At 72.0% G+C, this 23,340-nt stretch carries 21 protein-coding genes and 1 tRNA gene; 17 read left to right on the top strand and 5 right to left on the bottom strand.

The window, feature by feature from the left end; translation table 11 throughout:
• Position 1: 1 nt before the first annotated feature.
• Entirely contained in the window at positions 2 to 1,504 is a 1,503-nt protein-coding gene (locus tag CR162_RS02125; protein WP_099093867.1) for a tripartite tricarboxylate transporter permease, read from the top strand.
• Between the two features lie 47 nt (positions 1,505 to 1,551).
• Here CR162_RS02125 and CR162_RS02120 read toward each other — a convergent pair whose 3' ends face one another.
• Positions 1,552 to 2,745, bottom strand: a complete 1,194-nt coding sequence (locus CR162_RS02120) for an aminotransferase (RefSeq protein ID WP_099093866.1) — start codon at positions 2,743 to 2,745, stop codon at positions 1,552 to 1,554.
• A gap of 382 nt (positions 2,746 to 3,127) precedes the next feature.
• Between CR162_RS02120 and CR162_RS02115 the strand changes: the two genes are divergently transcribed.
• The 3 genes from CR162_RS02115 (at position 3,128) to CR162_RS02105 (ending at position 6,559) form a co-directional block, all read left to right on the top strand.
• Positions 3,128 to 3,466, top strand: a complete 339-nt coding sequence (locus tag CR162_RS02115) for a P-II family nitrogen regulator (RefSeq protein WP_099093865.1) — start codon at positions 3,128 to 3,130, stop codon at positions 3,464 to 3,466.
• Between the two features lie 178 nt (positions 3,467 to 3,644).
• On the top strand, positions 3,645 to 5,075 hold the full coding sequence (gene glnA / locus CR162_RS02110; protein ID WP_099093864.1) for a type I glutamate--ammonia ligase: 1,431 nt from the start codon (positions 3,645 to 3,647) through the stop codon (positions 5,073 to 5,075).
• A 194-nt stretch (positions 5,076 to 5,269) separates the two neighbouring features.
• Entirely contained in the window at positions 5,270 to 6,559 is a 1,290-nt protein-coding gene (locus CR162_RS02105; protein WP_245870078.1) for an NCS2 family permease, read from the top strand.
• Positions 6,560 to 6,590: 31 nt separating this feature from the next.
• On the opposite strand, the gene CR162_RS02100 is transcribed toward CR162_RS02105, so the two are convergent.
• Together CR162_RS02100 and CR162_RS02095 are read right to left on the bottom strand one after the other, a co-directional pair.
• Positions 6,591 to 7,124, bottom strand: a complete 534-nt coding sequence (locus CR162_RS02100) for a transglycosylase SLT domain-containing protein (RefSeq protein ID WP_099093862.1) — start codon at positions 7,122 to 7,124, stop codon at positions 6,591 to 6,593.
• A 317-nt stretch (positions 7,125 to 7,441) separates the two neighbouring features.
• Complete coding sequence (locus CR162_RS02095) at positions 7,442 to 8,122, bottom strand: DUF1194 domain-containing protein (RefSeq protein ID WP_099093861.1); 681 nt, start codon at positions 8,120 to 8,122, stop codon at positions 7,442 to 7,444.
• Between the two features lie 296 nt (positions 8,123 to 8,418).
• Between CR162_RS02095 and CR162_RS02090 the strand changes: the two genes are divergently transcribed.
• From CR162_RS02090 to CR162_RS02050, 8 genes are all read left to right on the top strand, one after another.
• Positions 8,419 to 10,026 (top strand): circularly permuted type 2 ATP-grasp protein, encoded by a 1,608-nt coding sequence (locus CR162_RS02090; protein ID WP_456316205.1) that lies wholly within the window; start codon positions 8,419 to 8,421, stop codon positions 10,024 to 10,026.
• A gap of 3 nt (positions 10,027 to 10,029) precedes the next feature.
• The gene (locus CR162_RS02080) at positions 10,030 to 10,980 is read left to right on the top strand and encodes an alpha-E domain-containing protein (RefSeq protein WP_099093860.1); all 951 of its coding nucleotides are present in this window, start codon (positions 10,030 to 10,032) and stop codon (positions 10,978 to 10,980) included.
• The gene (locus tag CR162_RS02075) at positions 10,977 to 11,708 is read left to right on the top strand and encodes a peptidase (protein WP_099093859.1); all 732 of its coding nucleotides are present in this window, start codon (positions 10,977 to 10,979) and stop codon (positions 11,706 to 11,708) included. Before CR162_RS02080 ends, CR162_RS02075 begins: the two co-directional genes overlap by 4 nt.
• Positions 11,709 to 11,796: 88 nt before the next feature.
• A complete protein-coding gene (locus CR162_RS02070) occupies positions 11,797 to 12,879 on the top strand; it encodes a glycoside hydrolase family 26 protein (protein ID WP_141563054.1) in 1,083 nt (360 codons plus the stop codon).
• A gap of 60 nt (positions 12,880 to 12,939) precedes the next feature.
• On the top strand, positions 12,940 to 14,007 hold the full coding sequence (locus tag CR162_RS02065) for a ligase-associated DNA damage response exonuclease (protein WP_176559681.1): 1,068 nt from the start codon (positions 12,940 to 12,942) through the stop codon (positions 14,005 to 14,007).
• Complete coding sequence (locus CR162_RS02060; protein ID WP_099093856.1) at positions 14,004 to 15,611, top strand: cisplatin damage response ATP-dependent DNA ligase; 1,608 nt, start codon at positions 14,004 to 14,006, stop codon at positions 15,609 to 15,611. Before CR162_RS02065 ends, CR162_RS02060 begins: the two co-directional genes overlap by 4 nt.
• 84 nt (positions 15,612 to 15,695) lie before the next feature.
• On the top strand, positions 15,696 to 15,869 hold the full coding sequence (locus CR162_RS02055) for a DUF1328 domain-containing protein (protein ID WP_099093855.1): 174 nt from the start codon (positions 15,696 to 15,698) through the stop codon (positions 15,867 to 15,869).
• Positions 15,870 to 15,960: 91 nt separating this feature from the next.
• Positions 15,961 to 16,036: transfer RNA gene (locus CR162_RS02050), tRNA-His, on the top strand.
• 169 nt (positions 16,037 to 16,205) lie between these two features.
• Here CR162_RS02050 and CR162_RS02045 read toward each other — a convergent pair.
• Positions 16,206 to 16,898, bottom strand: a complete 693-nt coding sequence (locus CR162_RS02045) for a hypothetical protein (protein ID WP_099093854.1) — start codon at positions 16,896 to 16,898, stop codon at positions 16,206 to 16,208.
• Between the two features lie 211 nt (positions 16,899 to 17,109).
• Positions 17,110 to 18,294, bottom strand: a complete 1,185-nt coding sequence (locus CR162_RS02040) for a benzoate/H(+) symporter BenE family transporter (protein WP_099093853.1) — start codon at positions 18,292 to 18,294, stop codon at positions 17,110 to 17,112.
• Positions 18,295 to 18,386: 92 nt separating this feature from the next.
• Here CR162_RS02040 and CR162_RS02035 point away from each other — a divergent pair, with 92 nt between their 5' ends.
• The 5 genes from CR162_RS02035 to CR162_RS02015 all read left to right on the top strand — a co-directional run bounded on the left by CR162_RS02035 (position 18,387) and on the right by CR162_RS02015 (position 23,326).
• Complete coding sequence (locus tag CR162_RS02035; protein ID WP_099093852.1) at positions 18,387 to 19,076, top strand: GntR family transcriptional regulator; 690 nt, start codon at positions 18,387 to 18,389, stop codon at positions 19,074 to 19,076.
• Between the two features lie 223 nt (positions 19,077 to 19,299).
• Positions 19,300 to 21,234 carry a PhoX family protein gene (locus tag CR162_RS02030; RefSeq protein ID WP_245870077.1) on the top strand — a complete coding sequence of 645 codons (1,935 nt, stop codon included), beginning with the start codon at positions 19,300 to 19,302 and terminating at the stop codon, positions 21,232 to 21,234.
• Between the two features lie 78 nt (positions 21,235 to 21,312).
• Positions 21,313 to 21,507, top strand: coding sequence for a hypothetical protein (locus tag CR162_RS02025; RefSeq protein WP_099093851.1), 195 nt, complete (start codon positions 21,313 to 21,315; stop codon positions 21,505 to 21,507).
• Positions 21,504 to 22,259, top strand: coding sequence for a hypothetical protein (locus CR162_RS02020; RefSeq protein WP_099093850.1), 756 nt, complete (start codon positions 21,504 to 21,506; stop codon positions 22,257 to 22,259). Before CR162_RS02025 ends, CR162_RS02020 begins: the two co-directional genes overlap by 4 nt.
• Positions 22,256 to 23,326: a toxic anion resistance protein gene (locus tag CR162_RS02015; RefSeq protein ID WP_099093849.1), complete on the top strand. Its 1,071-nt coding sequence runs from the start codon at positions 22,256 to 22,258 to the stop codon at positions 23,324 to 23,326. Before CR162_RS02020 ends, CR162_RS02015 begins: the two co-directional genes overlap by 4 nt.
• Positions 23,327 to 23,340: the final 14 nt, after the last annotated feature.

Below are 23,340 nucleotides of genomic sequence, written 5' to 3'. Positions count from 1 at the left end.
CATGGAAGCCTTCCTGGGCGGCATGATGGTTCTGGCCGACCCCTTCATCCTCGGCATGACGGTCGCGGGCACGCTGCTGGGCGTGTTCGTGGGCGCCCTGCCGGGCATCGGCGGCAGCACGACGCTCGCGCTGCTGCTGCCGCTGACCATCGGCATCAGCCCCGTCGCCTCGCTCGCCTTCATGGGCGCGGTGTATTGCGGCGCCAATTTCGGCGGCTCGATCACCGCCATCCTGGTCAACACGCCGGGCGACCCCTCGGCCTCGGCCACGGCGCTCGAGGGCTACAAGATGGCCGAGAAGGGCGAGGCGGGGCTGGCGCTCGGCATCTCCGCCGTGGCCAGCGCCATTGGCGGCATCTTCAGCGTCATCGTCATGATCGTGGCGGCGCCGCTGCTGGCGCGCGCGGCCTATAACTTCGGCCCGCCCGAATATTTCGCCCTGGCGCTGTTCGGCCTTTCCATGTGCGCGGCGGTGGGCGGCGACTCTCCGCTCAAGAACCTCATCGCCGCCGCCTTCGGCGTGGCGCTGGCCACCGTCGGCATCGACCTCACCACGGGCGTCGAGCGCTTCACCTTCGGCTTTTACGACCTGACCGACGGCATCGGCTTCGTGCCCGTGCTGATCGGGCTCTTCGCCCTGGCCGAGATGTTCGACCAGGCGAGCCGCCAGCACACGCTGGGCAAGCTGCTGAAGCTGGACACCGTGCGCATCCCCGGCATGGCGGAGTTCCGCAAATGCGCCCGCAGCATCTGGCTCGGCAGCGGCCTCGGCACCTTCATCGGCGCGCTGCCGGCGCTGGGCGCCACCACCGCCGCGCTGGTGGCCTATAACGAGACGCGCCGCTGGTCGAAGCACAAGCACGAGTTCGGCCAGGGCTCCATCGAGGGCGTGGCCGGGCCGGAGGCGGCCAACAACTCGGCCGTGGGCGGCGCCATGGTGCCCACCCTGGCGCTGGGCATCCCCGGCAGCTCCACCACCGCCATCATGCTGGCGGCGCTGGTGGTGCAGGGCGTGCGGCCGGGCCCGCACCTGTTCAACGAGCAGCCGACGCTGCTCTACGCCGTCTTCGCCTCGATGCTGGCGGCGAACCTGATCTACCTGGTGCTGGGCCTCTATTCGGCGAAGCTGTTCGCCCGCATCAGCATGGTGCCGCCGGCGCTGCTGTGGCCGACCGTCTTCGTCCTGTCCGTGATCGGGGCCTATGGGCCGAACCAGTCGATGGGCGAGGTCTACCTCATGCTGTTCTTCGGCGTGGTGGGGCTGCTGTTCCGCCGCCACGGCTTCTCGCCGGCACCGCTGGTGATGGGGCTGGTGCTGGGCTCGCTGCTGGAGGAATCGCTCAAGCAGTCCCTGCTGATCTTCCAGGATGGCTGGGTGCTGGGCTTCCTGGGCCGCCCCATCGCCCTGCTGCTGATCGGCATCACCGTGGCGGGGCTGGCCGCGCCCTGGATCATGCGGCTGCAGGCGCGGCTGCGCGGCGCAACCGAGAAGCGCGCCGCCTGAGGGCGGCGGGCGGGGCCCTGCAAAGGACCCCGCCCGCCGGGCCTCCTTCAGCCGGCCGCGGCGAGGCTCGCCGGGCCGTGCTGCGCCTTCCAGGCGGCAAGCCGCGAAAGCGCCTCCTCCAGCACCTCCATCCTCTTGCAGAAGGCGAAGCGGACGAAGTGCCGCGGCGCGTCCGGGCCCGGATAGAAGGCGGACACCGGGATGGCCGTCACCTTGGCCACCTCGGTCAGGTGCCGGCAGAAGGCGACGTCGTCGCCCGCGAAGCCGAGCGGGGTGAAGTCGGCGGTGATGAAGTAGCTGCCGCGCGCGGGCAGCACGCCGAAGCCCAAGGCCGCCAGCCCCTCGGCCAGCCGGTCCCGCCGGGCCTGCAGCTCGGTGGACAGGCTCTCGAAATAGGCGTCGTCCTTGGACAGCCCCACCGCCACGGCGCGCTGCAGGTTGGGCGCGGTGGTGAAGGTGAGGTGCTGGTGCGCCTTGGCCACGTTGGGCGCGAGGCTGCGGTCGGCGGTGATGTAGCCCACCTTCCACCCGGTCAGGCTGAAGGTCTTGCCGGCCGAGCCGATCCGCATGCAGCGCTCCCGCATGCCCGGCAGGGTCATCAGCGGGATGTGCTTCCAGCCATCGAAGGTGAGGTGCTCATACACCTCGTCGCACACGGCATAGGTGTCGTGGCGCTGGCACAGCTCGGCGATGAAGGCCAGCTCGGCGGCGGTGAACACCTTGCTCGCCGGGTTCATCGGCGAGTTGAACAGGATCGCCTTGGTCTTCGGGCCGAAGGCGGCGGCCAGCTCGGCGCGCGGCAGCTCCCATTTCGGCGGGCTGAGGCGGACCAGCTTCGGCACGCCCCCCAGCAGCTTCACCAGCGGCAGGTAGATGTCGTAGAGCGGCTCCAGCAGCACAACCTCGTCGCCGGGGTTGAGCACGGCCATCAGGCAGGCGGTCAGCGCCTCGGTGGCGCCGGAGGTGACGATCACCTCCGAATCGGGGTCCACCTCCAGCCCGTAGAAGCGGCGATTCGCCGCGGCCACGGCCTGGCGCAGCTCGGGCAGGCCGGTCAGCGGCGGGTACTGGTTGCGGTGGTCAAGCAGCGCGTCGGCGGCGGCGCGCACCACGTCCTCCGGCCCTTCGTAGTCCGGGAAGCCCTGCCCGAGATTGATGGCGCCATGCTGCGTGGCGAGCGCCGACATGACGGTGAACACGGTGGTACCGGTCGCGGAGAGCAGGTCGTTCTGCGGCTTCATGGGCGGAATGCACTGTCCAACAGGGTCCCGCGCATCGAGCGGGGACGACACGGCCCGCTGCTCCAGGGAAGGTTCCCCGCGCCCCGGCCCCGGGCGGTGCCGGATAATGGGGGGGGAGTGCGGGCGGTGCAACCGCGATGCTGCGCATGGCTGCCGCTTATGCGGGCATCGTGCCTATCATGCGGGCGGAAGGCAGCCTGGACTCCGCCAAAATCCCTCCGCATGCCATTGCCGGCCTGGCCTGGGGCATGCGACACAGCAGGCGAGCCGCCCGCCGCCCTGGAGGGAAGATCCCGAGACGGATGATCCCGCGGCAGGGCGGAAACCCGGGAGGAAGGAAGGACGGGCCGTGCCGGGTCGGGGCGGTTCGTGAACGGAGCTGATGAAGAAGATCGAGGCCATCATCAAGCCCTTCAAGCTCGACGAGGTGAAGGACGCGCTGCACGAGATCGGGCTGCAGGGCCTGACCGTGGTCGAGGCGAAGGGCTTCGGCCGCCAGAAGGGCCACACGGAGCTGTATCGCGGCGCCGAGTATGTCGTCGACTTCCTGCCGAAGGTGAAGATCGAGGTGGTCTGCGCCGACGACCTGGCCGAGCGCGCGATCGAGGCCATCCAGGCCGCCGCGCGCACGGGCCGGATCGGCGATGGCAAGATCTTCGTCTCCGATGTCCACGAGGTCATCCGCATCCGCACCGGCGAGCGGGGCGAGGACGCGGTCTGACCGTGGGAATTCCGGCCTCCGCCGCCGGCCTGGCTCCAGGCGCGGCGGGTGGGCCGGCATAGCGCAGGCCGGCGGGCGCGCGAGCGGCGCGCCCATGGCCAGGCGGGGCGGGGGAGCACCCCGGCCCGTTCTATAAATACCGACGATGAGTGTCGTTAGGGGAACAGGACCGCACACGATGGCGAAGAAGACCGCAGCGCCCAGCGCCGTCTCCAAGGTCATGGAGATGATCAAGGAGAACAGCGTCGAGTACGTGGATTTCCGCTTCACGGACCCGCGCGGCAAGTGGCACCACACCGCGCAGCACGTCTCCACCGTCGAGGAGGAGATGTTCACCGACGGCATCATGTTCGATGGCTCCTCCATCGCCGGCTGGAAGGCGATCAACGAGTCCGACATGATCCTGATGCCGGATGCGGAATCCGCGTGCATGGACCCGTTCGCGGCCAAGCCGCAGCTGATCCTGTTCTGCGACATCATCGAGCCCTCGACCGGCCAGGCCTATAGCCGCGACCCGCGCTCCACCGCCAAGAAGGCCGAGGCCTATGTCGCCTCGACCGGCATCGGCGACGCCGCGCTCTTCGGCGCCGAGGCCGAGTTCTTCATCTTCGACAACGTGAAGTTCGGCACGGGCGGCAATTACGGCATCTACCAGCTCGACAGCATCGAGGGTCCTGGCTCCAGCCTGAAGGACTACCCCGAGGGCAACATGGGCCACCGCCCGCTGGTGAAGGGCGGCTACTTCCCGGTGAACCCGGTCGACAGCGAGGTCGACCTGCGCGCCGAGATGCTGTCCACCATGATCGAGATGGGCGTGGCCGGCGAGAAGCACCACCACGAGGTGGCGCAGTCGCAGCACGAGCTGGGCACCCGCTTCGGCCCGCTGGTGCGGCATGCGGACCACATGCAGATCTACAAGTATGTGATCCACAACGTCGCGCACAGCTACGGCAAGACCGCGACCTTCATGCCGAAGCCGATCTATGGCGACAACGGCTCGGGCATGCACGTCCACCAGTCGATCTGGAAGGCCGGCAAGCCGCTCTTCGCGGGCAACGGCTATGCCGACCTGTCCGACTACGCGCTCTACTACATCGGCGGCATCATCAAGCACGCCAAGTCGCTGAACGCCTTCACCAATCCCAGCACGAACTCCTACAAGCGCCTGATCCCGGGCTTCGAGGCGCCGGTGCTGCTGGCCTATTCCGCCCGCAACCGCTCCGCCTCCTGCCGCATCCCCTACGCGACGAGCCCGAAGGCCAAGCGCGTCGAGGTCCGCTTCCCCGACCCGACCGCCAACCCCTACCTGGCCTTCGCCGCCATGCTGATGGCCGGCCTCGACGGCATCAAGAACAAGATCCATCCAGGCGAAGCCATGGACAAGGATCTGTACGACCTGCCGCCCGAGGAGCTGAAGGGCATCCCGACGGTGTGCGGCTCGCTGCGCGAGGCGCTGGAGTCCCTCGCCGCCGACCACGAGTACCTGCTCGCGGGCGACGTGTTCTCCAAGGACCAGATCGAGAGCTACATCGAGCTGAAGTGGCAGGATGTGTATCGCTTCGAGCACACCCCGCACCCGGTCGAGTTCGAGATGTACTACTCCGTCTGATCTTTCCGCCGGCTGCCGGCTGGGCGGGGAGGGGAGAGCCTCCTCCCGGCCCTGGCGCGGGCGGCCGCTGATCGACGAAGAGGGCCGGCGGGGCCTTGCTCCGCCGGCCCTTCGCGTATCCGCGCCGCGGCAATTGTGAAGGGCGCGTGACCGCCGGTAAGATGCTGCATCACAGCATCCGCGGAGCACCCGCATTGGAACGTTTCTTCGAGCTCGCCGAGCGGGGCACCACGCCGCGCCGCGAGATGATGGCGGGCCTCGCCACCTTCCTCACCATGGCCTACATCGTCATCGTCAATCCGGGCATGATGGCGGCGGCCGGCATCGACCATGGCGCGGCCTTCGTCGCCACCTGCCTCGCCGCCGCGATCGGCTCGGCGCTGATGGGGCTGCTGGCCAACTACCCGGTGGCGCTGGCGCCGGGCATGGGGCTCAACGCCTATTTCGCCTTCGCCGTGGTGGGCGGCATGGGCATCTCCTGGCAGGTGGCCCTGGGCGCGGTGTTCCTGTCGGGCATGGTGTTCTTCGCCGTCTCCGTTTCGGGTTTCCGCGAATGGCTGATCAACGCCATCCCGATCTCGCTGAAGCTCGGCATCGCCGCCGGCATCGGGTTCTTTCTCGGCCTGATCGGGCTGCGCGGCATGGGGCTGGTGGTCGATAGCCCGGCGACGCTGGTGGCCCTCGGCTCCTTCCGCGAGCCGGCGACGCTGCTGTCCTGCCTGGGCTTCGTGCTCATCGCCGGGCTGGTGGCACGCGGCGTGACGGGCGGCATCGTCATCGGCATCCTGGTCACCGCGCTGCTCGGCATCCCGCTGGGGCTCACCACCTTCCAGGGCGTCTTCGCCATGCCGCCCTCGCTGGCGCCCACCTTCCTGCAGATGGACCTGGCCGGCGCGCTGGGCCTCGGCCTCGTCGGCATCGTCTTCACCTTCTTCCTGGTGGACCTGCTGGACAATGCCGGCACGCTGATCGCCACCACCCACCGCGCCGGGCTGATGCGCAAGGACGGCTCCGTGCCGCGCCTCGGCCGCGCGCTGATGGCGGATTCGGGCGGCGCCATGATCGGCGCGGCGCTCGGCACCTCGACAACGGTGAGCTACATCGAGAGCGCCGCCGGCGTGCAGGCGGGGGGGCGCACCGGGCTCACCGCGCTCACCGTCGCGGCGCTGTTCCTGGTGACGCTGTTCCTGGCGCCGCTGGCCGCCTCCATCCCCGGCTTCGCCACGGCGCCGGCGCTGGTGCTGGTGGCCTGCCTGATGGCGCAGAGCCTGCGCGACATCGCCTGGGACGACACCACGGAGTACCTGCCGGCGATCGTCACCGCGCTGGCCATGCCCCTGACCTTCTCCATCGCCACCGGCATCGGCCTCGGCTTCATCGCCTATGCGCTGGTGAAGGTGGTGGCGGGGCGCGCGGGCCAGGTCGGCGGCGCGGTGTGGGTCATCGCGGCCGCCTCTGCGCTGAAGTTCTGGCTGCAGGGCTGAGGCGGGGGAGGGCCGGCCCCCGCCCGCCGGCTCAGTCGCTGGCCTGGGCCAGTTCCAGATGGGCCTCGGCGTCGCGCCGCAGGCGGGCGGTCTGGGCCTTGCCGCAGGGCGGCGCGCCGAGGACGCGGTTTCCCGGGCGCACCACCTGCAGCTTGGCCTCCACCCGGCAGACCAGCTTCATGGCGTTCGGGCCGCCGCCGTTCCAGCGCCGCAGCGCGTCCGCCCAGTTGCCGGAGTCGCCGTAGTGGCGGCGAAGATAGCCGGCCGCCCAGTCGGCCGAGCGTTTCGCGTCCAGCGGCCAGTCCTGCCCGGCCTTGGCATGAACGCGCGTGTTGACCTGGAGGCACCCCGCCATCACCGGCTGCCCGGCCTTGGCGCCGGCGAGGATGGCCCGCGCCTCGGCGCGGCTTTCCGGATAGTAGGCCCGGCCGCCGACGCTCAGCGCATGGGCGTGCAGCCCGGACTCCGCGAGGGCAATGGCGACGAGCAGCCCTTCCGGCAGGTCGTGCTTCCGCTCCGCGGCGCGCGCGGCCTCCAGGCAGGCCGAGCGTGGCCCCGCCGCCATGGCGGGGCCGGAGGCCAGGATGGGGGCTCCCAGCAGGAGGGTTCCCAGGATGAGCCCCGTCCACCGTCCGGGCGGAACCTTGCGGGGTCTTGCGTGGGCGCCCCTGGAGCGGGGCGGTGAGGCGCTCCGTGCCTGCTGGCACGGGAACGCCGCGGGGCTTGGGCGGTGCGGGGGCACCACCCTGCAGGTCGCGGGCGTCATGCGGAAGTCGCTAGCACGGCCCTGGCGCCGTTCCCAAGCGGAAAAATCCGGCATGACCCGCGCGAAGGGCCTGCTAATCAAAGGCTAATCCGCATTTCGTTGCGAAGCGGTGAAGCTCAGGCGATCTCGCGCACCAGCTTCGCGCGCAGGGCGCGGGCGAAATCCTCGCGCCCCTGCGCGGCCATGACAAAGGCGCCGGGGCCGCCGATCACCGTCCGCCCATAGGTTTCCGCCAGGTCCGGCCGCCCGTCCAGGATGGCCAGCGCGTTGATGGTGATGCCCGCAGCCAGCGCGGCATCCCGCGCCTCCGGGGCCGGCCGGTTGCCGCGCATGTCGGGGGCGTCGCCCGAAAGGTCGATCACCGCCCGCGTCGGCTCGGAGGGGCAGGCGGCGATCAGCGCGGCGGCATGGTCGAGCGCGTCGCCGATGGCGTTCCAGCTCTGGCGCGAACGCGGCGCGGCGAGAAAGGCGCGGGCCAGGGCGGCGGCGCCGGCGGCGTCCGCCACCATGTGCCAGGGCACCACCGTCTCCGCGCCGCCGGGCGCGCCCCATTCCACCATGGCGACGGCGATGCGCCCCAGCGCCCCGCCGCGGATGGCCGCCAGCACCGAAGGGTGCGTCACCGCCCCGGCGCAGCCCTCGCGCTGCAGGCGGAAATCCTCCGCATCGATGCTGCCCGAGGCGTCCACCGCCAGCACCAGCGCCACATCGACAGGACCGGCGCTGGCCCGCCCGGGGCCTGCGGCCATGGCGGCACCGCAGGCGGCGGGCAAGGCGAGGAGATGGCGGCGTCGCATCCTGTGCTTCCCCCTGGAGGCCGCGCGCGGGCAGGCCGTGCCCCTCCAGGCTCCGGCGCCGGGCGGTTCCCGGTCAAGGCCGAATCGCCCCCGGCATGGGCAGGGGGTGCCGCAGCCTTGGGCAAGCCCGCGTGAGGGATGTCCGGGCCATCGCGATCTTCGCCGTGAAACGCTTGCGTGGCGGGGCGGTGCCTTGTTCAACTGCGAAGGGTGTTGTTCCCTTCATGGAACCTTACGGAACCAGGGTCCTTTGTTCCGGGGCAACGCCGCCAACCGCTGAGGACGCCGGAACCAACGTGGCCGATCGCCCTGCCTCCGCCTTCGATGAGATGCACGCCGATGGCGTCATCCGCCCGCCCTATGCCGAGATGGCCCGCTTCCTGGAGGCCACGGGGCAGGACGCCCTCGACCAGAAGAGACGCGAGGCGGAGGTTCTCTTCCGCCGCATCGGCGTCACCTTCGCCGTCTATACCGAGGGCGGCGACCCGGAGCGGCTGATCCCCTTCGACGTCATCCCCCGCATCCTCTCGCGCGAGGAGTGGGAGCGTCTCGCCAAGGGGCTGGAGCAGCGGGTGAGGGCGCTGAACGCCTTTCTGGCCGATGCCTACGGGCCGCAGGAGATCATCAAGGCCGGCCGCATCCCGGCCGAGCTGGTGCGGGAGAACGAGGGGTTCCTGCCGCAGATGGTGGGCTTCACCCCGCCGGGCGGGGTCTACACCGTCATCTCCGGCATCGACCTCGTGCGCACCGGGCCGGACGAGTTCTACGTGCTGGAGGACAATTGCCGCACGCCTTCCGGCGTCTCCTACATGCTGGAGAACCGGGAGGCGATGCTGCGCCTGTTCCCGGACGTGTTCACGCGCCACCGCATCGCGCCCGTCAGCCACTATCCCGAGGAGCTGCTGGAAACGCTGAAGGGCATCGCCCCGCCCGGCTGCCACGGCGCGCCCAAGGTGGTGGTCCTCACCCCCGGCCCGTACAACAGCGCCTATTACGAGCATTCCTTCCTGGCCGACGAGATGGGCGTCGAGCTGGTCGAGGGCGCCGACCTCTTCGTGCGCGACAAGGTGGTGTTCATGCGCACCACCGCCGGGCCGCAGCGCGTCGATGTCATCTACCGCCGCATCGACGACGACTACCTCGACCCGGAGGCGTTCCGCCCCGACAGCGCGCTCGGCGTGCCCGGGCTGATGGCGGCCTACCGGGCGGGCAACGTGGCGCTGGCCAACGCGCCCGGCGCCGGCATCGCCGACGACAAGGCGGTCTATCCCTTCGTGCCGGAGATGGTCCGCTTCTATCTGGGCGAGGAGCCGATCCTGTCCAACGTGCCCACCTTCATGTGCGAGCGCGAGGCGGACCGCGACTATGTGCTGGCCAATCTCGACAAGCTGGTGGTGAAGCTGGCGCGCGGCTCGGGCGGCTACGGCATGCTGGTCGGCCCGCACGCCACGGAGGAGCAGCGCGCCGATTTCGCCGCCCGCATCCGGGCCCGCCCCGGCGACTACATCGCCCAGCCCACCCTGGCCCTTTCCACCGTGCCGACGCTGTGCGAGACCGGCATCAGCCCGCGCCATGTGGACCTGCGGCCCTTCGTCCTGTTCGGCAAGGGCGTCCGCATCGTGCCGGGCGGGCTGACCCGCGTGGCGCTGCGCGAGGGCTCGCTGGTGGTCAATTCCAGCCAGGGCGGCGGCACCAAGGACACCTGGGTGCTGGACGATCCGCCCCCGCTTCCGCCGGGTGAGGCGCGGGAGCCGGGCCAGGGGGCGGCGCCGGAGCCCGGGCAGGAGCGGGCGGCGGGCGGCATGAGCCAGTCCATGGGCGGCATGCAGCAGCTGATGGGCGGCATGGCCGGGATGCCCCGCGGCGCGAAGCCGGCCAATGACGGCTCCGCGGGAGAGAAGTGAACGATGCTCTCCCGTACCGCTGACAGCCTGTTCTGGCTCGGGCGCTATTCCGAGCGCGCCGGCAACGTGGCGCGCGGCCTCGCCGCCACGCTACGCATGGCGCTGCTGGCCAACCCGCTGAGCGCCGCCGAGGAGGAATGGCGTTCGCTGATGATCGCCACCGGCTGCGACCCGGCCTTCCGCACCCGCCACGCGGTGCTGACGCAGGACGCCGCCATCCAGTGGCTGACGCTGGACCCCGGCAATCCCGCCAGCGTCGCCGCCTGCGTGGAGGCGGCGCGGCGCAACGCGCGCACCGTCCGCACCGCGCTCACCGTCGATATGTGGGAGGCGATCAACGACACCTGGATCGAGTTCCGCCGCCTCGATTCCAGCGCCATCCGGGGCGACCGGCTGCCCGGCTTCCTGGACTGGGTGAAGTCCCGCACCCTGCTGTTCAACGGCGCCGCGGCCGACACCATGCTGCGCGACGACGCCTGGAGCTTCCTTCATCTCGGCACCATCCTGGAGCGGGCCGACAACACGGCGCGGCTGCTCGACGTGCGGCACGCCGCCTTCGCGCCCGAGGCGGCGGCGGACGCAGCGAACTACGCGCAGTGGCAGGCGGTGCTGCGCTCGGTTTCCGCGCTGCGCGCCTTCCAGCACGTCTATCACGCGCGGCTCGATCCGAAGCAGGTGGCGGAGCTGCTGATCCTGCGGCCCGAGCTGCCGCGCTCGCTGCTCGCCTGCTACAGCCGCGTGGAGCAGACGCTGGACGCGATCGCCAGCACCAGCGGCGGCGCGCGCGGCGAGTGCCACCGGCTGGCCGGCGCCCTGCACGCCAAGCTGCGCTACGGCCGCATCGACGGGCTCCTGGCGGACGGGCTGCACGAGTTCCTCACCGGGGTGATCGACCAGAACATCGCGCTCGGCCACGAGATCGGCAGCTTCTACCTGAACGGGCGGCAGCCTTGACCTACTGCGTCGGCCTCTGGCTGAGGGACGGGCTGGTGATGCTGGCCGACACCCGCACCAACGCGGGCGTCGACAACATCTCGACCTTCTCCAAGATGTACACGGCGACCGCCCCGGGCGAGCGGATGCTGTGCCTGATGGCGGCCGGCAACCTGGCCATCACCCAGGCGGTGTGGAACCACCTGGGCGAGGGCGTGATGCTGGAGGATGGGCGGCACACGCTGTTCTCCGTCCCCACCATGTTCCGCGCGGCGCAGCTCGTGGGCGCCGCCATCCGCGCGGTCTATGCGACGGATGGGCCGACCCTGAAGGCGCAGGGCGTGGGGTTCGACGTGTCCATCATGCTGGGCGGGCAGATCGCCGGGGGGCCGGTGCGGCTCTATCTGGTCTATGCCGCCGGCAACTTCATCGAGGCGACGCCGGACACGCCCTTCCTGCAGATCGGCGAGCACAAATACGGCAAGCCGATCCTGGACCGCGCCCTGCGGCACGAGAGCAGCCTGGAGGACGGGGTGAAGCTCACCCTCGTCAGCATGGACAGCACGCTGCGCTCCAACCTCACCGTCGGCATGCCGCTCGACCTGCTGGTCTATGAGGCCGGCACCCAGCTCATCCGCACCCAGCGCCGCATCACCGAGGAGGAGCCCTACTTCCGCGAGCTGCGGGAAAGCTGGTCCGAGGCGCTGCGCGAGGCCTACCGGAGCATGCCGGGGCCGGACTGGGCCTGAGTTGCTGGGCCTGAACAGGTCGCCAGCACGCTACACATCCGCGCCAGGAGGCTTTACCTCGCCACCTGCCGCCACGAACAATCCCGCCATGACGCACGGTGGAAAGAGCGGAGGCAGCATGCGGCAGCAGGCGATGCGGCAGCGGAACGGAGAGGGACGGGCGGCGGGTGTCGGTGCGCGGGGCCCGCGCCCCTGGCGCCGGCTTCTGCCCCCGGGCCTCGCGGCGCCCGTCCTGGCGGTGCCGCTGCTGGCGGGCCTCGCCGCCGCGCCGGCCCTGGCTCCCGCGGCCCAGGCGGCGCCGCTCGGCGTCTATGGCGCCAACGACGCGAGCCTGGTTCGCGAGTTCGAGGACTGGCTCGGCTGCAAGGTTGAGCACCTGATGATCTTCACCGGGCAGCGCACCTGGGACGAGATCGGCAAGCCGCAATGGTTCATCCAGCAGTTCCACAGCTACGACCTGCCGGCGCTCTGGTCGGTGGCCATGATCCCGAAGAACTCCAGCCTGCGCGAGGCGGCCAGCGGCCGCTACAACCGCTACTACACGGATGCGGCGCGCGAGCTGGCCCGCACCAAGCCGTTCCCCGACGGCACCATCCGCGTCCGCCTCGGCTGGGAGATGAACGGCGACTGGTTCCCCTGGGCGGCGGAAGGCAAGGAGGCGGATTTCGTCGCCACCTTCCGCCACATCGTCGATTCCTTCCGCGCCGTGTCCGACAAGTTCCGCTTCGAGTGGAACATCAACTACGGCCAGACGATGGATCCCGCGAAGGCCTATCCGGGCGATGACTATGTCGACATCATCGGCATGGATTTCTACTGGAAGAAGCAGTACCTGCCCTCCGACCCGGTGCGCGCCTTCGAGGCCATCCGCGACGACCGCTACGGCCTGCGCTACATCGAGAACTTCGCGAGGCAGCGCAACAAGCCCACCGCCTATTCCGAGTGGGGCGTGCAGGGCGACGATGCCGGCCCCTTCATCCAGCGCTTCCAGGAATGGGTGAGCCGGCACAACGTGCTCTACACCAACTACTGGAACCACGACGCCGACTATGCCGGCAAGATCTCCGGCAACATCTGGCCGAGAACGGGCGCCGCCTTCCGCCAGGCCTTCTGCGCGCCCGGCGCCAGCGCCCGTACGGTGCCTCCCACGCCAGGCCGGGCCTCGCGCTAGCCATGCGAGGCGGGGGGCGGGGGAATGCAGCCCTCCGCCCCGCCCGGGTGTTGCAGCACCATGCCGACGCCCCACCCCGAGAGCTGGATCCGCGTCACCCCGCAGGGCCTCTACTGCGAGCCGGGTGACTTCTTCATCGACCCCATGGCGGGCGCGCCCCGCGCCATCGTCAGCCATGGCCATTCGGACCATGCGCGGCCGGACCATGGCGCGGTGCTGGCCACCCCCGAGACGCTGGCCATCATGACCGCGCGGCTGGGAGAGGGGCGGGCGGGCCGCAGCCAGCAGGCGCTGGGCTACCACCAGCCCCTCACCGTGGGGGAAGTACGGGTCACGCTGGTGCCGGCCGGCCATGTGCTGGGCTCGGCGCAGGTGGTGCTGGAATGGCAGAACAGCCGCATCGTCGTCTCGGGCGACTACAAGCGGCAGCCGGACCCCACCTGCGCCCCCTTCGAGCCGGTGCCGTGCGACGTGTTCGTCACCGAGGCCACCTTCGCGCTGCCCGTCTTCCGCCACCCGCCGGCCGGGCAGGAGATCCGCCGGCTGCTCGACAGCCTGGCGCTTTTTCCCGAGCGGGCGCACCTCGTCGGCTGCTACGCGCTGGGCAAGTGCCAGCGGCTGATCGCGCTGCTGCGCGCGGCGGGGTGGCAGCGGCCCATCTACCTGCACGGCGCGCAGCAATCCATGTGCGCGCTCTATGAGCGCTTCGGCATCCCGCTGGGCGAGCTTCTGCCGGTGCCGCGCCCGGAGAAGCGGGGCGCCACCGTGCTGGCAGGCGAGCTGGTGCTGGCGCCGCCCTCGGCCGAGGCCAACCCCTGGGCCCGCCGCCTGGCCGACCCGGTGACGGCGGTGGCCTCGGGCTGGATGCGGGTGCGGCAGCGCGCCAAGGCGCGCGGCGTGGAGCTGCCGCTGATCGTCAGCGACCATGTGGACTGGGACGACCTGCTGGCCAGCATCGCCGAGGTGGGCGCGCCCGAGGTGTGGGTGACGCATGGCCGGGAGGAGGCGCTGATCCACGCGCTCGCCGGGCGGGGCGTGCGCGGCCGCGCCCTGCACCTGCTGGGGCGCGAGGAGGAGGAGAGCGGCGAGGCGGCGCTCGACCTCGCCGGCGAGGAGGGCGCGGCATGAGCCTTCCGGCCTTCGCCGAGCTGCTGGAGCGGCTGCTCTTCACCCCGGGCCGCAACGCCAAGCTCGCCCTGCTGAAGCGCTGGTTCGCCACCCAGCCGGACCCGGACCGCGGCGTGGCGCTGGCCGCCATCGCGGGCGAGCTGCGCTTCTCCACCGCCAAGCCCTCCCTGGTGCGGGATCTGGTGGCCACGCGGGTGGACCCCGTGCTGCTGGCCTGGAGCCACGACTATGTGGGGGATCTGGCCGAGACGGTGGCGCTGATCTGGCCCGAGCCGCCCGCCCGCCCCAACCGGCCCCCGCCCGATCTCTCGGAGGTGGTGGAGACGCTGGAGCTGCTGCCGAAATCCGAGGTGCCGGCGCGCATGGCGGAGTGGCTGGACGTGCTGGATGCCGGGGGGCGGCTCGCGCTGATCAAGCTGGTCACCGGCGGGCTCCGCGTCGGCGCCTCGGCGCGTCTGGCGCGGCAGGCCCTGGCGGACTGGGCGGGCCAGCCGGTGGAGGAGGTGGAGGAGGTGTGGCATGGCGTGCCGCCGCCCTACCTGCCGCTGTTCCGCTGGCTGGAAGGCAAGGGGCCGCGCCCCGACCCGCGCGACGCCCCCGTCTTCCGCTCGCCCATGCTGGCGCAGCCGCTGGAGGCGCCGGACATCGCCGCGCTGGACCACGCCGCCTTCCGCGCCGAATGGAAATGGGACGGGGTGCGCGTGCAGGCCGCCGCCGGCCCGGGCGGGCGGCGCCTCTGGTCCCGCACGGGCGAGGACATGTCCGGCGCCTTTCCCGAGATCCTGGAGGCCATGGACTTCCATGCCGTGGTGGATGGCGAGCTGCTGGTGATGCGGGAGGGCGGCGCGGTCGCGCCCTTTGCCGACCTGCAGCAGCGGCTGAACCGCAAGGTGGTGGGGCCCAAGATGCTGAAGGATCACCCCGCCGGCCTGCGCCTCTACGACCTTTTGTTCGAGAATGGCGAGGACCTGCGCGCCTTGCCTTTCGACACGCGGCGGGAACGGCTGGAAGGCTGGTTCGCCCGCACCAGGCCGGAGCGGATGGACCTTTCGCCGCAGATCGCCTTCGTCTCGCTCGACCAGCTCGGCGCGCTGCGCGATGGCGCCCGCGCCGCCGGCATCGAGGGGCTGATGCTCAAGCGGGGAGATGCGCCCTATGTCGCCGGCCGGCCCAAGGGGCTGTGGTGGAAGTGGAAGCGCGCGCCGCTCTCGATCGACGCCGTGCTGATGTATGCCCAGCGCGGCCACGGCAAGCGCAGCAGCACCTACAGCGACTACACCTTCGGCCTGTGGCGGCCGGACGGGCAGGGGGGCGAGGAGCTGGTGCCGGTGGGCAAGGCCTATTCCGGCTACACCGACCAGGAGCTGGTCTGGCTGGACCGCTGGATCCGCAACCACACGCTGTCTCGCTTCGGCCCGGTGCGGGAGGTGGAGAAGGCGCTGGTGCTGGAGATCGTCTTCGACGCGGCGCAACGCTCGGCGCGGCACAAATCGGGCGTGGCGCTGCGCTTCCCCCGCATCGCCCGGCTCCGGGCCGACAAGCCGGCGGCCGAGGCGGACAGGCTCGAGAGCCTGATGGCGATGCTGGAGAAGGGTCGCGAATAAAGCCGCGCCTGGGCGGGAACCCTGGCGTGCCTTGGGCGTTGCCTTTGCGCAACCCCGCCGCCGCGCGGGCGATAGGAGGCCGAGATGCTGAAATGGGCGCTGATCTTCCTGGTGATCTCCCTGATCGCCGGCGCGCTGGGCCTGACCGGCGTTTCCGCGGTGACGGGACGCATCGCCAGGATCCTGTTCGCCGTGTTCCTGGCGCTGTTCGTCGTGGTGCTGGTGCTGGCGCTGCTGGCGGGCGAGGCAATCTTCTGATTTACCCCGCGCGCGGCCTGTTGACGGCGGCGCCGCGCCGGATTAATTCCCCCTCCACCGCGGCGCCCCATGGCGCCGCGGCGTGAGTATGGCGGCCTTAGCTCAGTTGGTAGAGCGCCACGTTGTGGTCGTGGATGTCACGGGTTCGAGTCCCGTAGGTCGCCCCACGCTTCCTCCCCCTTTCCATGTTCGCCCAGGGCTTTCAAGCCGCCGGAGAGCCTCGCCCGGCGCGTTAAGCCCGCTGGTCCTGCGCAGCCCGTCCGGGCGGATGCCACGGAAACAGAAAGGCCGAGGAAATCGCTTTCCCCGGCCCTGGTGCTGTTCGGTAGTTTCGCTTCAGGCGCTCAGCCGCCGCGTCAGCACCGCGTAGTCGTCGCGGCGCTCGATCTGCGCCAGGGCGGCGGCGAGGCGCGGCAACTCCTCCGGCGCGCAGTTCCCCGCCAGCGCGGCGGCGTCCTGGCCCAGGCCCAGGCGCAGGCGGCGCGCGGCGCGCAGGGCGCGGGGCTCGGCGAAGGGATAAAGCTCGATCCAGATCACCTGCATGTCCTGGCAGAAGCTGTCCACCGCCGCCTCGCCCAGGCCCGGGATCTTGCGCAGCAGCCGGCGCAGCGCCGGAACCTGCGCGCCGGCGGCCTGGCGCAGCGCCTCCGGCGTGCCTTCCCAGGTCTCGGCCAGATAGGCGGCCATCGCCTTCAGGCGGCGCGCGAGCGGCAGGGCATGGCCGTTATAGCCGGCCTCGCGCAGCAGCTGGGCCAGCGTCTCGGCGCTTTGCCCCGCCAGGACGGGGGCGGAACGCCAGCCCTGCGCGCGGAGCATCTCCAGGGCGCGGAGCGCGCCGGCCGGAGCGCCCGGCGTGGTGCGGAGCATGGCCCCGCACAGGCCCAGGAAGGCGGCACCCTCCTCCGCGGTCTTCACCGGCTTCTGCGGCGAGGAAAGGCCGAGGTCCAGCACGACGGGAATGACCCGCTCCGGCGTGCGCGATGCGGAAGCCCCGTTGCTGGCGGTGGGGCGGTGGAGAGTCTGGCTCATAAGGTCATGCCCGATTCCAGGCCGGGATAGCGTGCCGGCGGTGGCGGGGAGATCAGCCCACGAATTCGTGAGGTCCCGGGTGAAGGCCGCGATTTAAGCGATCCGGTCGCGGACGCAAGACCTCATGACGAAAATCTTTCAGGCAGGACACGGCATGGTTGCGGAAGGGAAACGGCCGGCAGGGGTTTTGCCGTGACCCCGCCGGCCTTCCTCAGCGCCGGCCGCGTTCCAGAAGCAGCAGTGCCCCGCCCGCCAGCAGCCCCCAGAAGGCGGCGCCGATCCCCAGGAACCCAAGCCCGGAGGCGGCGGTGACGAAGGTGAGGATGGCGGGAATGCGCTCCGCCTCGCGCGCCAGGGCGGAATGAAGGGCGCCCGACAGGGCGCCGAGCAGCGCGAGCCCCGCCACGGCCTGGATCAGCAGCGGCGGCGACGCGGCGATGAAGGCGACCGCGAAGCCCGCCCCCAGCCCCAGCGCCACATAGGCCAAGCCGCCCGCGACGGCCGCCACCCAGCGGCGCGCCGGATCGGGGTGGGCGTCGCGCCCCGCGCAAAGGGCGGCGGTGATGGCGGCGAGGTTGAGCGAATGGGCGCCGAAGGGCGCGATGAGGGCGCTGGCCAGGCCGGTCGCGGTGAAGATCGGCCCCGGCGCCGGGCGGTAGCCATTGGCGTTCAGCACGGCGAGCCCCGGCACGTTCTGCGAGGCCATCGTCACCAGGAACAGCGGCAGCGCGATGCCGATGGCGGCGCCCGCGGTGAAGCGCGGCGCCACCCATTCCGGCCGGGGCAGGATGTCGGAGAGCGCCTCGCCCGGCAGGGGCGTCGCGAGCAGGATCACCGCCGCCGCCACGGCCACCGCCAGCGGCACCGCGTAGAGCCGTGCGAAGCGCCAGGCCAGCGCCCATGCCAGGACCACCGGCAGCGCCAGCAGCGGCATGGTGCCGACCGCCCGCATCGGCGCCAGGCAGATGTCGAGCAGCACCCCGGCGAGCATGGCATTGGCCAGGCTGGGCGGGATGGCGGCCACGGCCCGGCCGAAGGGCCGCCACAGCCCCGCCAGCACGATCAGCAGCGCCGCCAGCAGGAAGGCGCCGACCGCCACCGGAAAGCCGCCCTCCGGCATGCCGGTGGCCACCAGCAGCGCGGCGCCCGGCGTGGACCAGGCGGTGATGATGGGCATGCGCCAGCGCCAGCTCAGCAGCGCCGCCAGCGGCCCTTGCACGACGCAGAGCGCCAGCAGGCCCGAGGCCGCCTGGGCCGGTGTCGCGCCCACCGCGGCGAAGCCCTGGAGCACCACGGCGAAGGAACTGGCGAAGCCCACCACCGCCGCCAGCATGCCCGCCACCACCGGCTGCAGGAGCCCTGCCTGCCGCGCCGTGCCATGCTCCGTCTCGGCCATGACCCTTGGGCCTCCCTCGATGCCGCTGGAATAGGGCGAGCAGGGTAGCGTAAGATTGGATCCAATCAACGGATGGATACCGGATTGCCCGCATGGCCGACCCCGCCTCGCCACTCGACGCGCTGGGCCCCGCCCTCGAGGGGCGGTGGCGCACCGCCACGGAGTTCGTCGAGGCGGTGCTGAAGGCGGCGATCCTGGAAGGGCGCCTGCCCGGCGGCACGGCGCTGCGGCAGGAGGAGCTGGCGGAGCGCTTCGGCGTCAGCCGCATGCCGGTGCGCGAGGCCCTGCGGCAGCTGGAGGCGCAGGCGCTGGTGGACATGGTGCCACACCGTGGCGCGGTGGTGACGGAGATCTCCGCCGCCGACGCGGCCGACACCTACGCCATACGCCGCGCCCTGGAGCCGGCGGCGTTGCGGCTCTCCATTCCGCGCCTGGCCCCGGCGCAGCTCGACACGGCGGCGGAGATCATCCTGGCCATGGACGCGGAGCCGGAGCCAGGACGGATGGGGCTGCTGAACCGGCGCTTCCACATGGCGCTCTATGCCGCCGCCGGCCACCGGCGCCTGCTGGCGCTGACCGCGGCGCAGCTTGCCGCCTGCGACCGCTACCTCCGCTTCCATCTCGCGGCGCATGGGCGGGAGCACCTGTCGCAGCAGGACCACCGCGCCATGCTGGCGGCCGCCCGGGCGGGCGACGCGCCCCGCGCCGTGGCGGTGCTGGAGGCGCATCTCGACCGCGCCGCCGGGGCCATCGCCCGCTTCTTCGCCGCGCGTGGCGGGTGAGGGGCGGTTGCGGAGCATCATCAACTTGTCATCGGGTTGTCATCCGGGTGACGTGGCCTGCCGCTTCCTTGCGCCGCAAAGGCCCGCTCCCCTGGCGTGGCCTGCCGATCCGGGACGCGAACACCATGCCTGACACCATCTGCCCGCCTCCGCGGCAGCGGACGCCGCCGAGAAGCCCCTGGAGCTCGAGGACATCGGCAGCAATCCGCACCCCGAGGAGACGGTGGGCGCGCTGATCGCCCGCCGCCTGTCGCGCCGCGCGGCGCTGCGCGGCCTCCTGGGCGGCGCAGCGGCGATGAGCTTCGCCGACCAGCTCCTGGCCTCGGCCCGCCCGGCCGCCGCGCAGCCCGGACCCCCGGCCGCCGCGAGCCCGTCGAGCCTCTCCTTCAAGGAGATCGCCCACCAGATGACGGAGCGCGACGCGGTGCCCGAGGGCTACGAGGTCCAGACGGTGATCCGCTGGGGTGACCCCGTGCTGCCCGGCGCGCCGGCCTTCGACCCGCGCCGGCAGGATGCCGAGGCCCAGGCCGCGCAGTTCGGCTACAACAACGACTATGTGGACTTCTTTCCGCTGCCGCGCGGCAGCCGCAACGCCACGCATGGCCTGCTGGCGGTGAACCACGAGTACACCGACCCGCACCTGATGTTCCCCGGCCTTCCCGACGATGCCGCCGCCCGCGCCCAGCCCAGCCGGGAGCAGGCGCTGACGGAGATGGCGGCGCACGGCATGTCGGTGGTCGAGATCCGGCGCGAGAACGGGCGCTGGCGGCCGGTGGAGGATGGGCGGCTCAACCGCCGCATCACCGCCACCACGCCGATCCGCATCAGCGGCCCCGCCGCCGGCCACCCGCGCATGCGGACCGGCGCGGACCCCACCGGGCGCGAGGTGCTGGGCATGCTGAACAACTGTGCCGGCGGCAACACGCCCTGGGGCACGGTCATCACCTGCGAGGAGAACTTCAACCAGTATTTCGGTGGCGCCGCCGCCGAGACGGGCGCGCAGGCCGCCGCCTACAAGCGCTACGGCATCGTGGCCCAGGCCGGCTATGGCTGGGGGCAGCATGTCGGGCGCTTCAACCTCGACGTGGAGCCGAACGAGCCCAACCGCTTCGGCTGGGTGGTGGAATACGACCCCTACGACCCCGCCAGCGTGCCGGTGAAGCGCACCGCCCTCGGCCGCTTCAAGCATGAGGGCTGCACCCACGCCATCTCCGCCGATGGCCGCGTGGCGTTCTATTCGGGCGACGACGAGCGCTTCGACCACATCTACAAGTTCGTCACCGCGCGCCCCTGGAACCCGTCCGACCCGGCGGCGAACCGCGACCTGCTGGACGAGGGCACCCTCTATGCCGCGCGCCTGCACGACGATGGCCGGATGGAGTGGCTGCCGCTGGTGCATGGCCAGGGCCCGCTGACCGAGGCGAATGGCTTCGCCAGCCAGGCCGAGGTGCTGATCGAGACCCGCCGCGCGGCCGACCTGCTGAAGGCGACACCCATGGACCGGCCGGAGGACGTGCAGGCCAACCCGGTGAACGGCCGGGTCTATGCCATGCTCACCAACAACACCCGCCGCAAGCCGGAGCAGGTGGACGCGGCCAATCCGCGGCCGACCAACGCGCATGGCCATGTCATCGAGATGATCCCGCCCGGCGCCGGCACGGGCAGGGTGGACCATGCCGCCACGGAGGGGCGCTGGGAGATCTTCCTGATTGCCGGCCGCCCCGGCGTGGATGCCGGCGCGGAATACCACCAGGGCACCAGCGCCGATGGCTGGCTGTCCTGCCCGGACAACTGCACCTTCGACAGCAAGGGCCGCATCTGGATCTCGACCGACGGTGCCCCCGGTACCTCCAAAGTGGCCGATGGGCTCTACGCCGCCGACACGGACGGCCCCGGGCGCGGCCTGACGAAGCTGTTCTACCAAGCCCCCTCCGGCGCCAAGGTCTGCGGCCCCTGCTTCACGCCGGATGACGAGACGGTGTTCCTGGCCATCCAGCACCCGGGCGACGACAAGGGCAGCCACTTCGACGCCCCCCTCCACCCGCTGGCCGGATTTCGACGCGGCGATGCCGCCCCGCCCGGCCATCATCGCCATCACCCGCCGGGGCGGGGGGGTGGTCGGCGCCTGAGCGGCGCGGCGCGCGGAACCGGCGCGTGAACGAAACAGGGGCGGCGCCCTTGGGCCGCCCCGCTCGCGCTGCTTGATTGCGGGGCCTGCCGGGGCAATCTCAGCGGCATGACACCCGCATCTCCCCTCCGGCCCACGCCGGACCCGGCCGCCGCTCCGGCACCCGGCGCGGCCCAGGATCGGATTGCCCTGGCCGGGCGCGACGCGCTGCGCCGCGCCGGCGGCTTCGCGCTGCTCGGCTGCTCGCTGTGGCTGGTGACGGTGCTGGCCTTCTTCCGCTCCATCATCCGGATCTTCTCGTGACCGGGCGGCGGGAACACTGGCGCGCGCGGCTGGAGCACAGCGGCGGCATCGCGCGGCTGGGCCAGCAGCTCCGCCGGCTGCGCGGCACGGTGCTGGTGCTGCTGGCGCTGCCGCTGGCGCCGGCGCTGCTGATCGCGCTGCTGTCCGGCGCGCAGCGGCCGCTGCTGGGCATCCTGCTCGGGCTCGGGCTGCTGGCGCTGGCGGTGCGCCGGCTGCGGCGCGGGCGGGTGGCGCAGGCGGCCGCGCTGGTCGGCGCGGCCACCGGGCTGGTGGCGGGGCTGGCCGGCGCGGTGCCGCCGCTCGGCGCCGCGGTGTTCGGCGCCATGGCCTTCTTCGGCACCCGGCTGCTCTACGAGGACAGCATCCCGCCCGAGCCGGAGCCCGTGCCGCCGGCGGCCCCCGGCCCGCTGGATGCCGCGCGGGCGCGGCTGGCGGCGCTGGCCGGCGCCGATGGCCGCCTCGCTCCCGCGCTGGAGGCGCTGCGCGCGCTGGCCGCCGAGCTGGAGCGCCGCCCCGAGCGGAGCGGCGAGGCGCGCCGCTTCCTCAACATCCAGCTCGACGGGCTGGAGCGGATCGGCCAGCGGCTCGCCCAGGGCGCCACGCCGCCGCCCGGCCTGCCGGCGCTGATCGACGACATGGCGCGCGGCAGCCTCGGCCTGCGCGACCGGCTGCGCGCCGAGGAAACCGAGGCCTTGGAGATCCAGGTGAAGGTGCTGGCCGACCGCCTGCGCCAGGAGGGCTACGCATCATGAGCCACGCGACGACCGGCACCTCCGCCGGCGAGACGGTGGCGCCGCAGCGCGTGGCGCAGCTCGCCGCCGAGATCGACCTGCGCGACCCCTCCACCATCCTGCGCTTCGGCTCCGAGGCGCAGAGCCGCGCCACGGCGGCGGCGGACGCCATGCTGGGCGCCGCCCGCAACCAGGCGACGGGCGAGGCGGGGGAGGCGCTCTCCGGCCTGCTCACCACCCTGCGCGGCTTCGACGTGACGCAGCTTTCCGAGAAGCCGGGGCTGATGGGGCGGCTGGCGCGGCTGGCCGGGCGCGGCCAGACCCAGGCCGTGGCCATCATCCAGCGCTACGAGAACGTGCGCGGCCAGATCGAGGCGGCGGGGGACCGGCTGGACGGCCACCGCACCCGGCTGCTGGAGGATGTGGAGCGGCTGGAGCGGCTCTACGGCGCGACGCTGGAATGGTTCCACGCCCTGGCCGAGCACATCGCGGCCGGCGAGGCGGTGCTGGCCCGCACCGATTCCGAGGTGATCCCCGCCGCCGAGCGCGACGCGGCCGACCCAGCCCAGCCGCTGGCCCCGCAGCGCCTGCGCGACCTGCGCGCCGCGCGCGACGAGCTGGACCGCCGCGTGCACGACCTGCGCCTGACGCGGCAGGTGGCCATGCAGTCGCTCCCCGGCCTGCGGCTGATCCAGGAGAACGACAAGGCGCTGGCGGCCAAGATCCATTCCGTGCTGGCCAACACCGTGCCGCTCTGGCGCACCCAGCTCGCCCAGGCCCTGGCCATCCAGAACATGCGCGAGGCCGGCAGCGCCGTGCGGGCGGCGACCGACCTGACCAACCGCCTGCTCACCGCCAATGCCGAGACGCTGCGCCAGGGCAACATCGAGGCGCGCACCGAGCTGGAGCGCGGCGTGTTCGACCTCGCCGCCGTGCAGCAGGCCAATGCCGCGCTGGTGGCGACGCTGGAGGACAGCCTGCGCATCGCCGAGGAAGGGCGTGCAGCCCGCCGGCAGGCGACGGTGGAGCTGGCCAGGGCCGAGGCCGAGATCCGCCGCGCGCTCACCGCCAGCCGGCCAGGGCCTTGACCGCGCCGCCTCCA

Origin of the sequence: Teichococcus rhizosphaerae (assembly GCF_002631185.1) — a bacterium.
In the GTDB taxonomy this organism is placed as follows: domain Bacteria; phylum Pseudomonadota; class Alphaproteobacteria; order Acetobacterales; family Acetobacteraceae; genus Pseudoroseomonas; species Pseudoroseomonas rhizosphaerae.
Note: the sequence above shows the minus strand (reverse complement) of the source record. Positions and strands in the feature narration are given on the sequence as shown.

Excerpts from the sequence above, each read along its gene's own strand:
- CR162_RS02125 (WP_099093867.1), top strand. The coding sequence starts at position 2 with ATGGAAGCCTTCCTGGGCGGCATGATGGTTCTGGCCGACCCCTTCATC.
- CR162_RS02120 (WP_099093866.1), bottom strand. The coding sequence starts at position 2,745 with ATGAAGCCGCAGAACGACCTGCTCTCCGCGACCGGTACCACCGTGTTC.
- CR162_RS02115 (WP_099093865.1), top strand. The coding sequence starts at position 3,128 with ATGAAGAAGATCGAGGCCATCATCAAGCCCTTCAAGCTCGACGAGGTG.
- glnA (WP_099093864.1), top strand. The coding sequence starts at position 3,645 with ATGGCGAAGAAGACCGCAGCGCCCAGCGCCGTCTCCAAGGTCATGGAG.
- CR162_RS02100 (WP_099093862.1), bottom strand. The coding sequence starts at position 7,124 with ATGGCGGCGGGGCCACGCTCGGCCTGCCTGGAGGCCGCGCGCGCCGCG.
- CR162_RS02095 (WP_099093861.1), bottom strand. The coding sequence starts at position 8,122 with ATGCGACGCCGCCATCTCCTCGCCTTGCCCGCCGCCTGCGGTGCCGCC.
- CR162_RS02080 (WP_099093860.1), top strand. The coding sequence starts at position 10,030 with ATGCTCTCCCGTACCGCTGACAGCCTGTTCTGGCTCGGGCGCTATTCC.
- CR162_RS02070 (WP_141563054.1), top strand. The coding sequence starts at position 11,797 with ATGACGCACGGTGGAAAGAGCGGAGGCAGCATGCGGCAGCAGGCGATG.
- CR162_RS02065 (WP_176559681.1), top strand. The coding sequence starts at position 12,940 with ATGCCGACGCCCCACCCCGAGAGCTGGATCCGCGTCACCCCGCAGGGC.
- CR162_RS02060 (WP_099093856.1), top strand. The coding sequence starts at position 14,004 with ATGAGCCTTCCGGCCTTCGCCGAGCTGCTGGAGCGGCTGCTCTTCACC.
- CR162_RS02055 (WP_099093855.1), top strand. The coding sequence starts at position 15,696 with ATGCTGAAATGGGCGCTGATCTTCCTGGTGATCTCCCTGATCGCCGGC.
- CR162_RS02045 (WP_099093854.1), bottom strand. The coding sequence starts at position 16,898 with ATGAGCCAGACTCTCCACCGCCCCACCGCCAGCAACGGGGCTTCCGCA.
- CR162_RS02040 (WP_099093853.1), bottom strand. The coding sequence starts at position 18,294 with ATGGCCGAGACGGAGCATGGCACGGCGCGGCAGGCAGGGCTCCTGCAG.
- CR162_RS02035 (WP_099093852.1), top strand. The coding sequence starts at position 18,387 with ATGGCCGACCCCGCCTCGCCACTCGACGCGCTGGGCCCCGCCCTCGAG.
- CR162_RS02025 (WP_099093851.1), top strand. The coding sequence starts at position 21,313 with ATGACACCCGCATCTCCCCTCCGGCCCACGCCGGACCCGGCCGCCGCT.
- CR162_RS02015 (WP_099093849.1), top strand. The coding sequence starts at position 22,256 with ATGAGCCACGCGACGACCGGCACCTCCGCCGGCGAGACGGTGGCGCCG.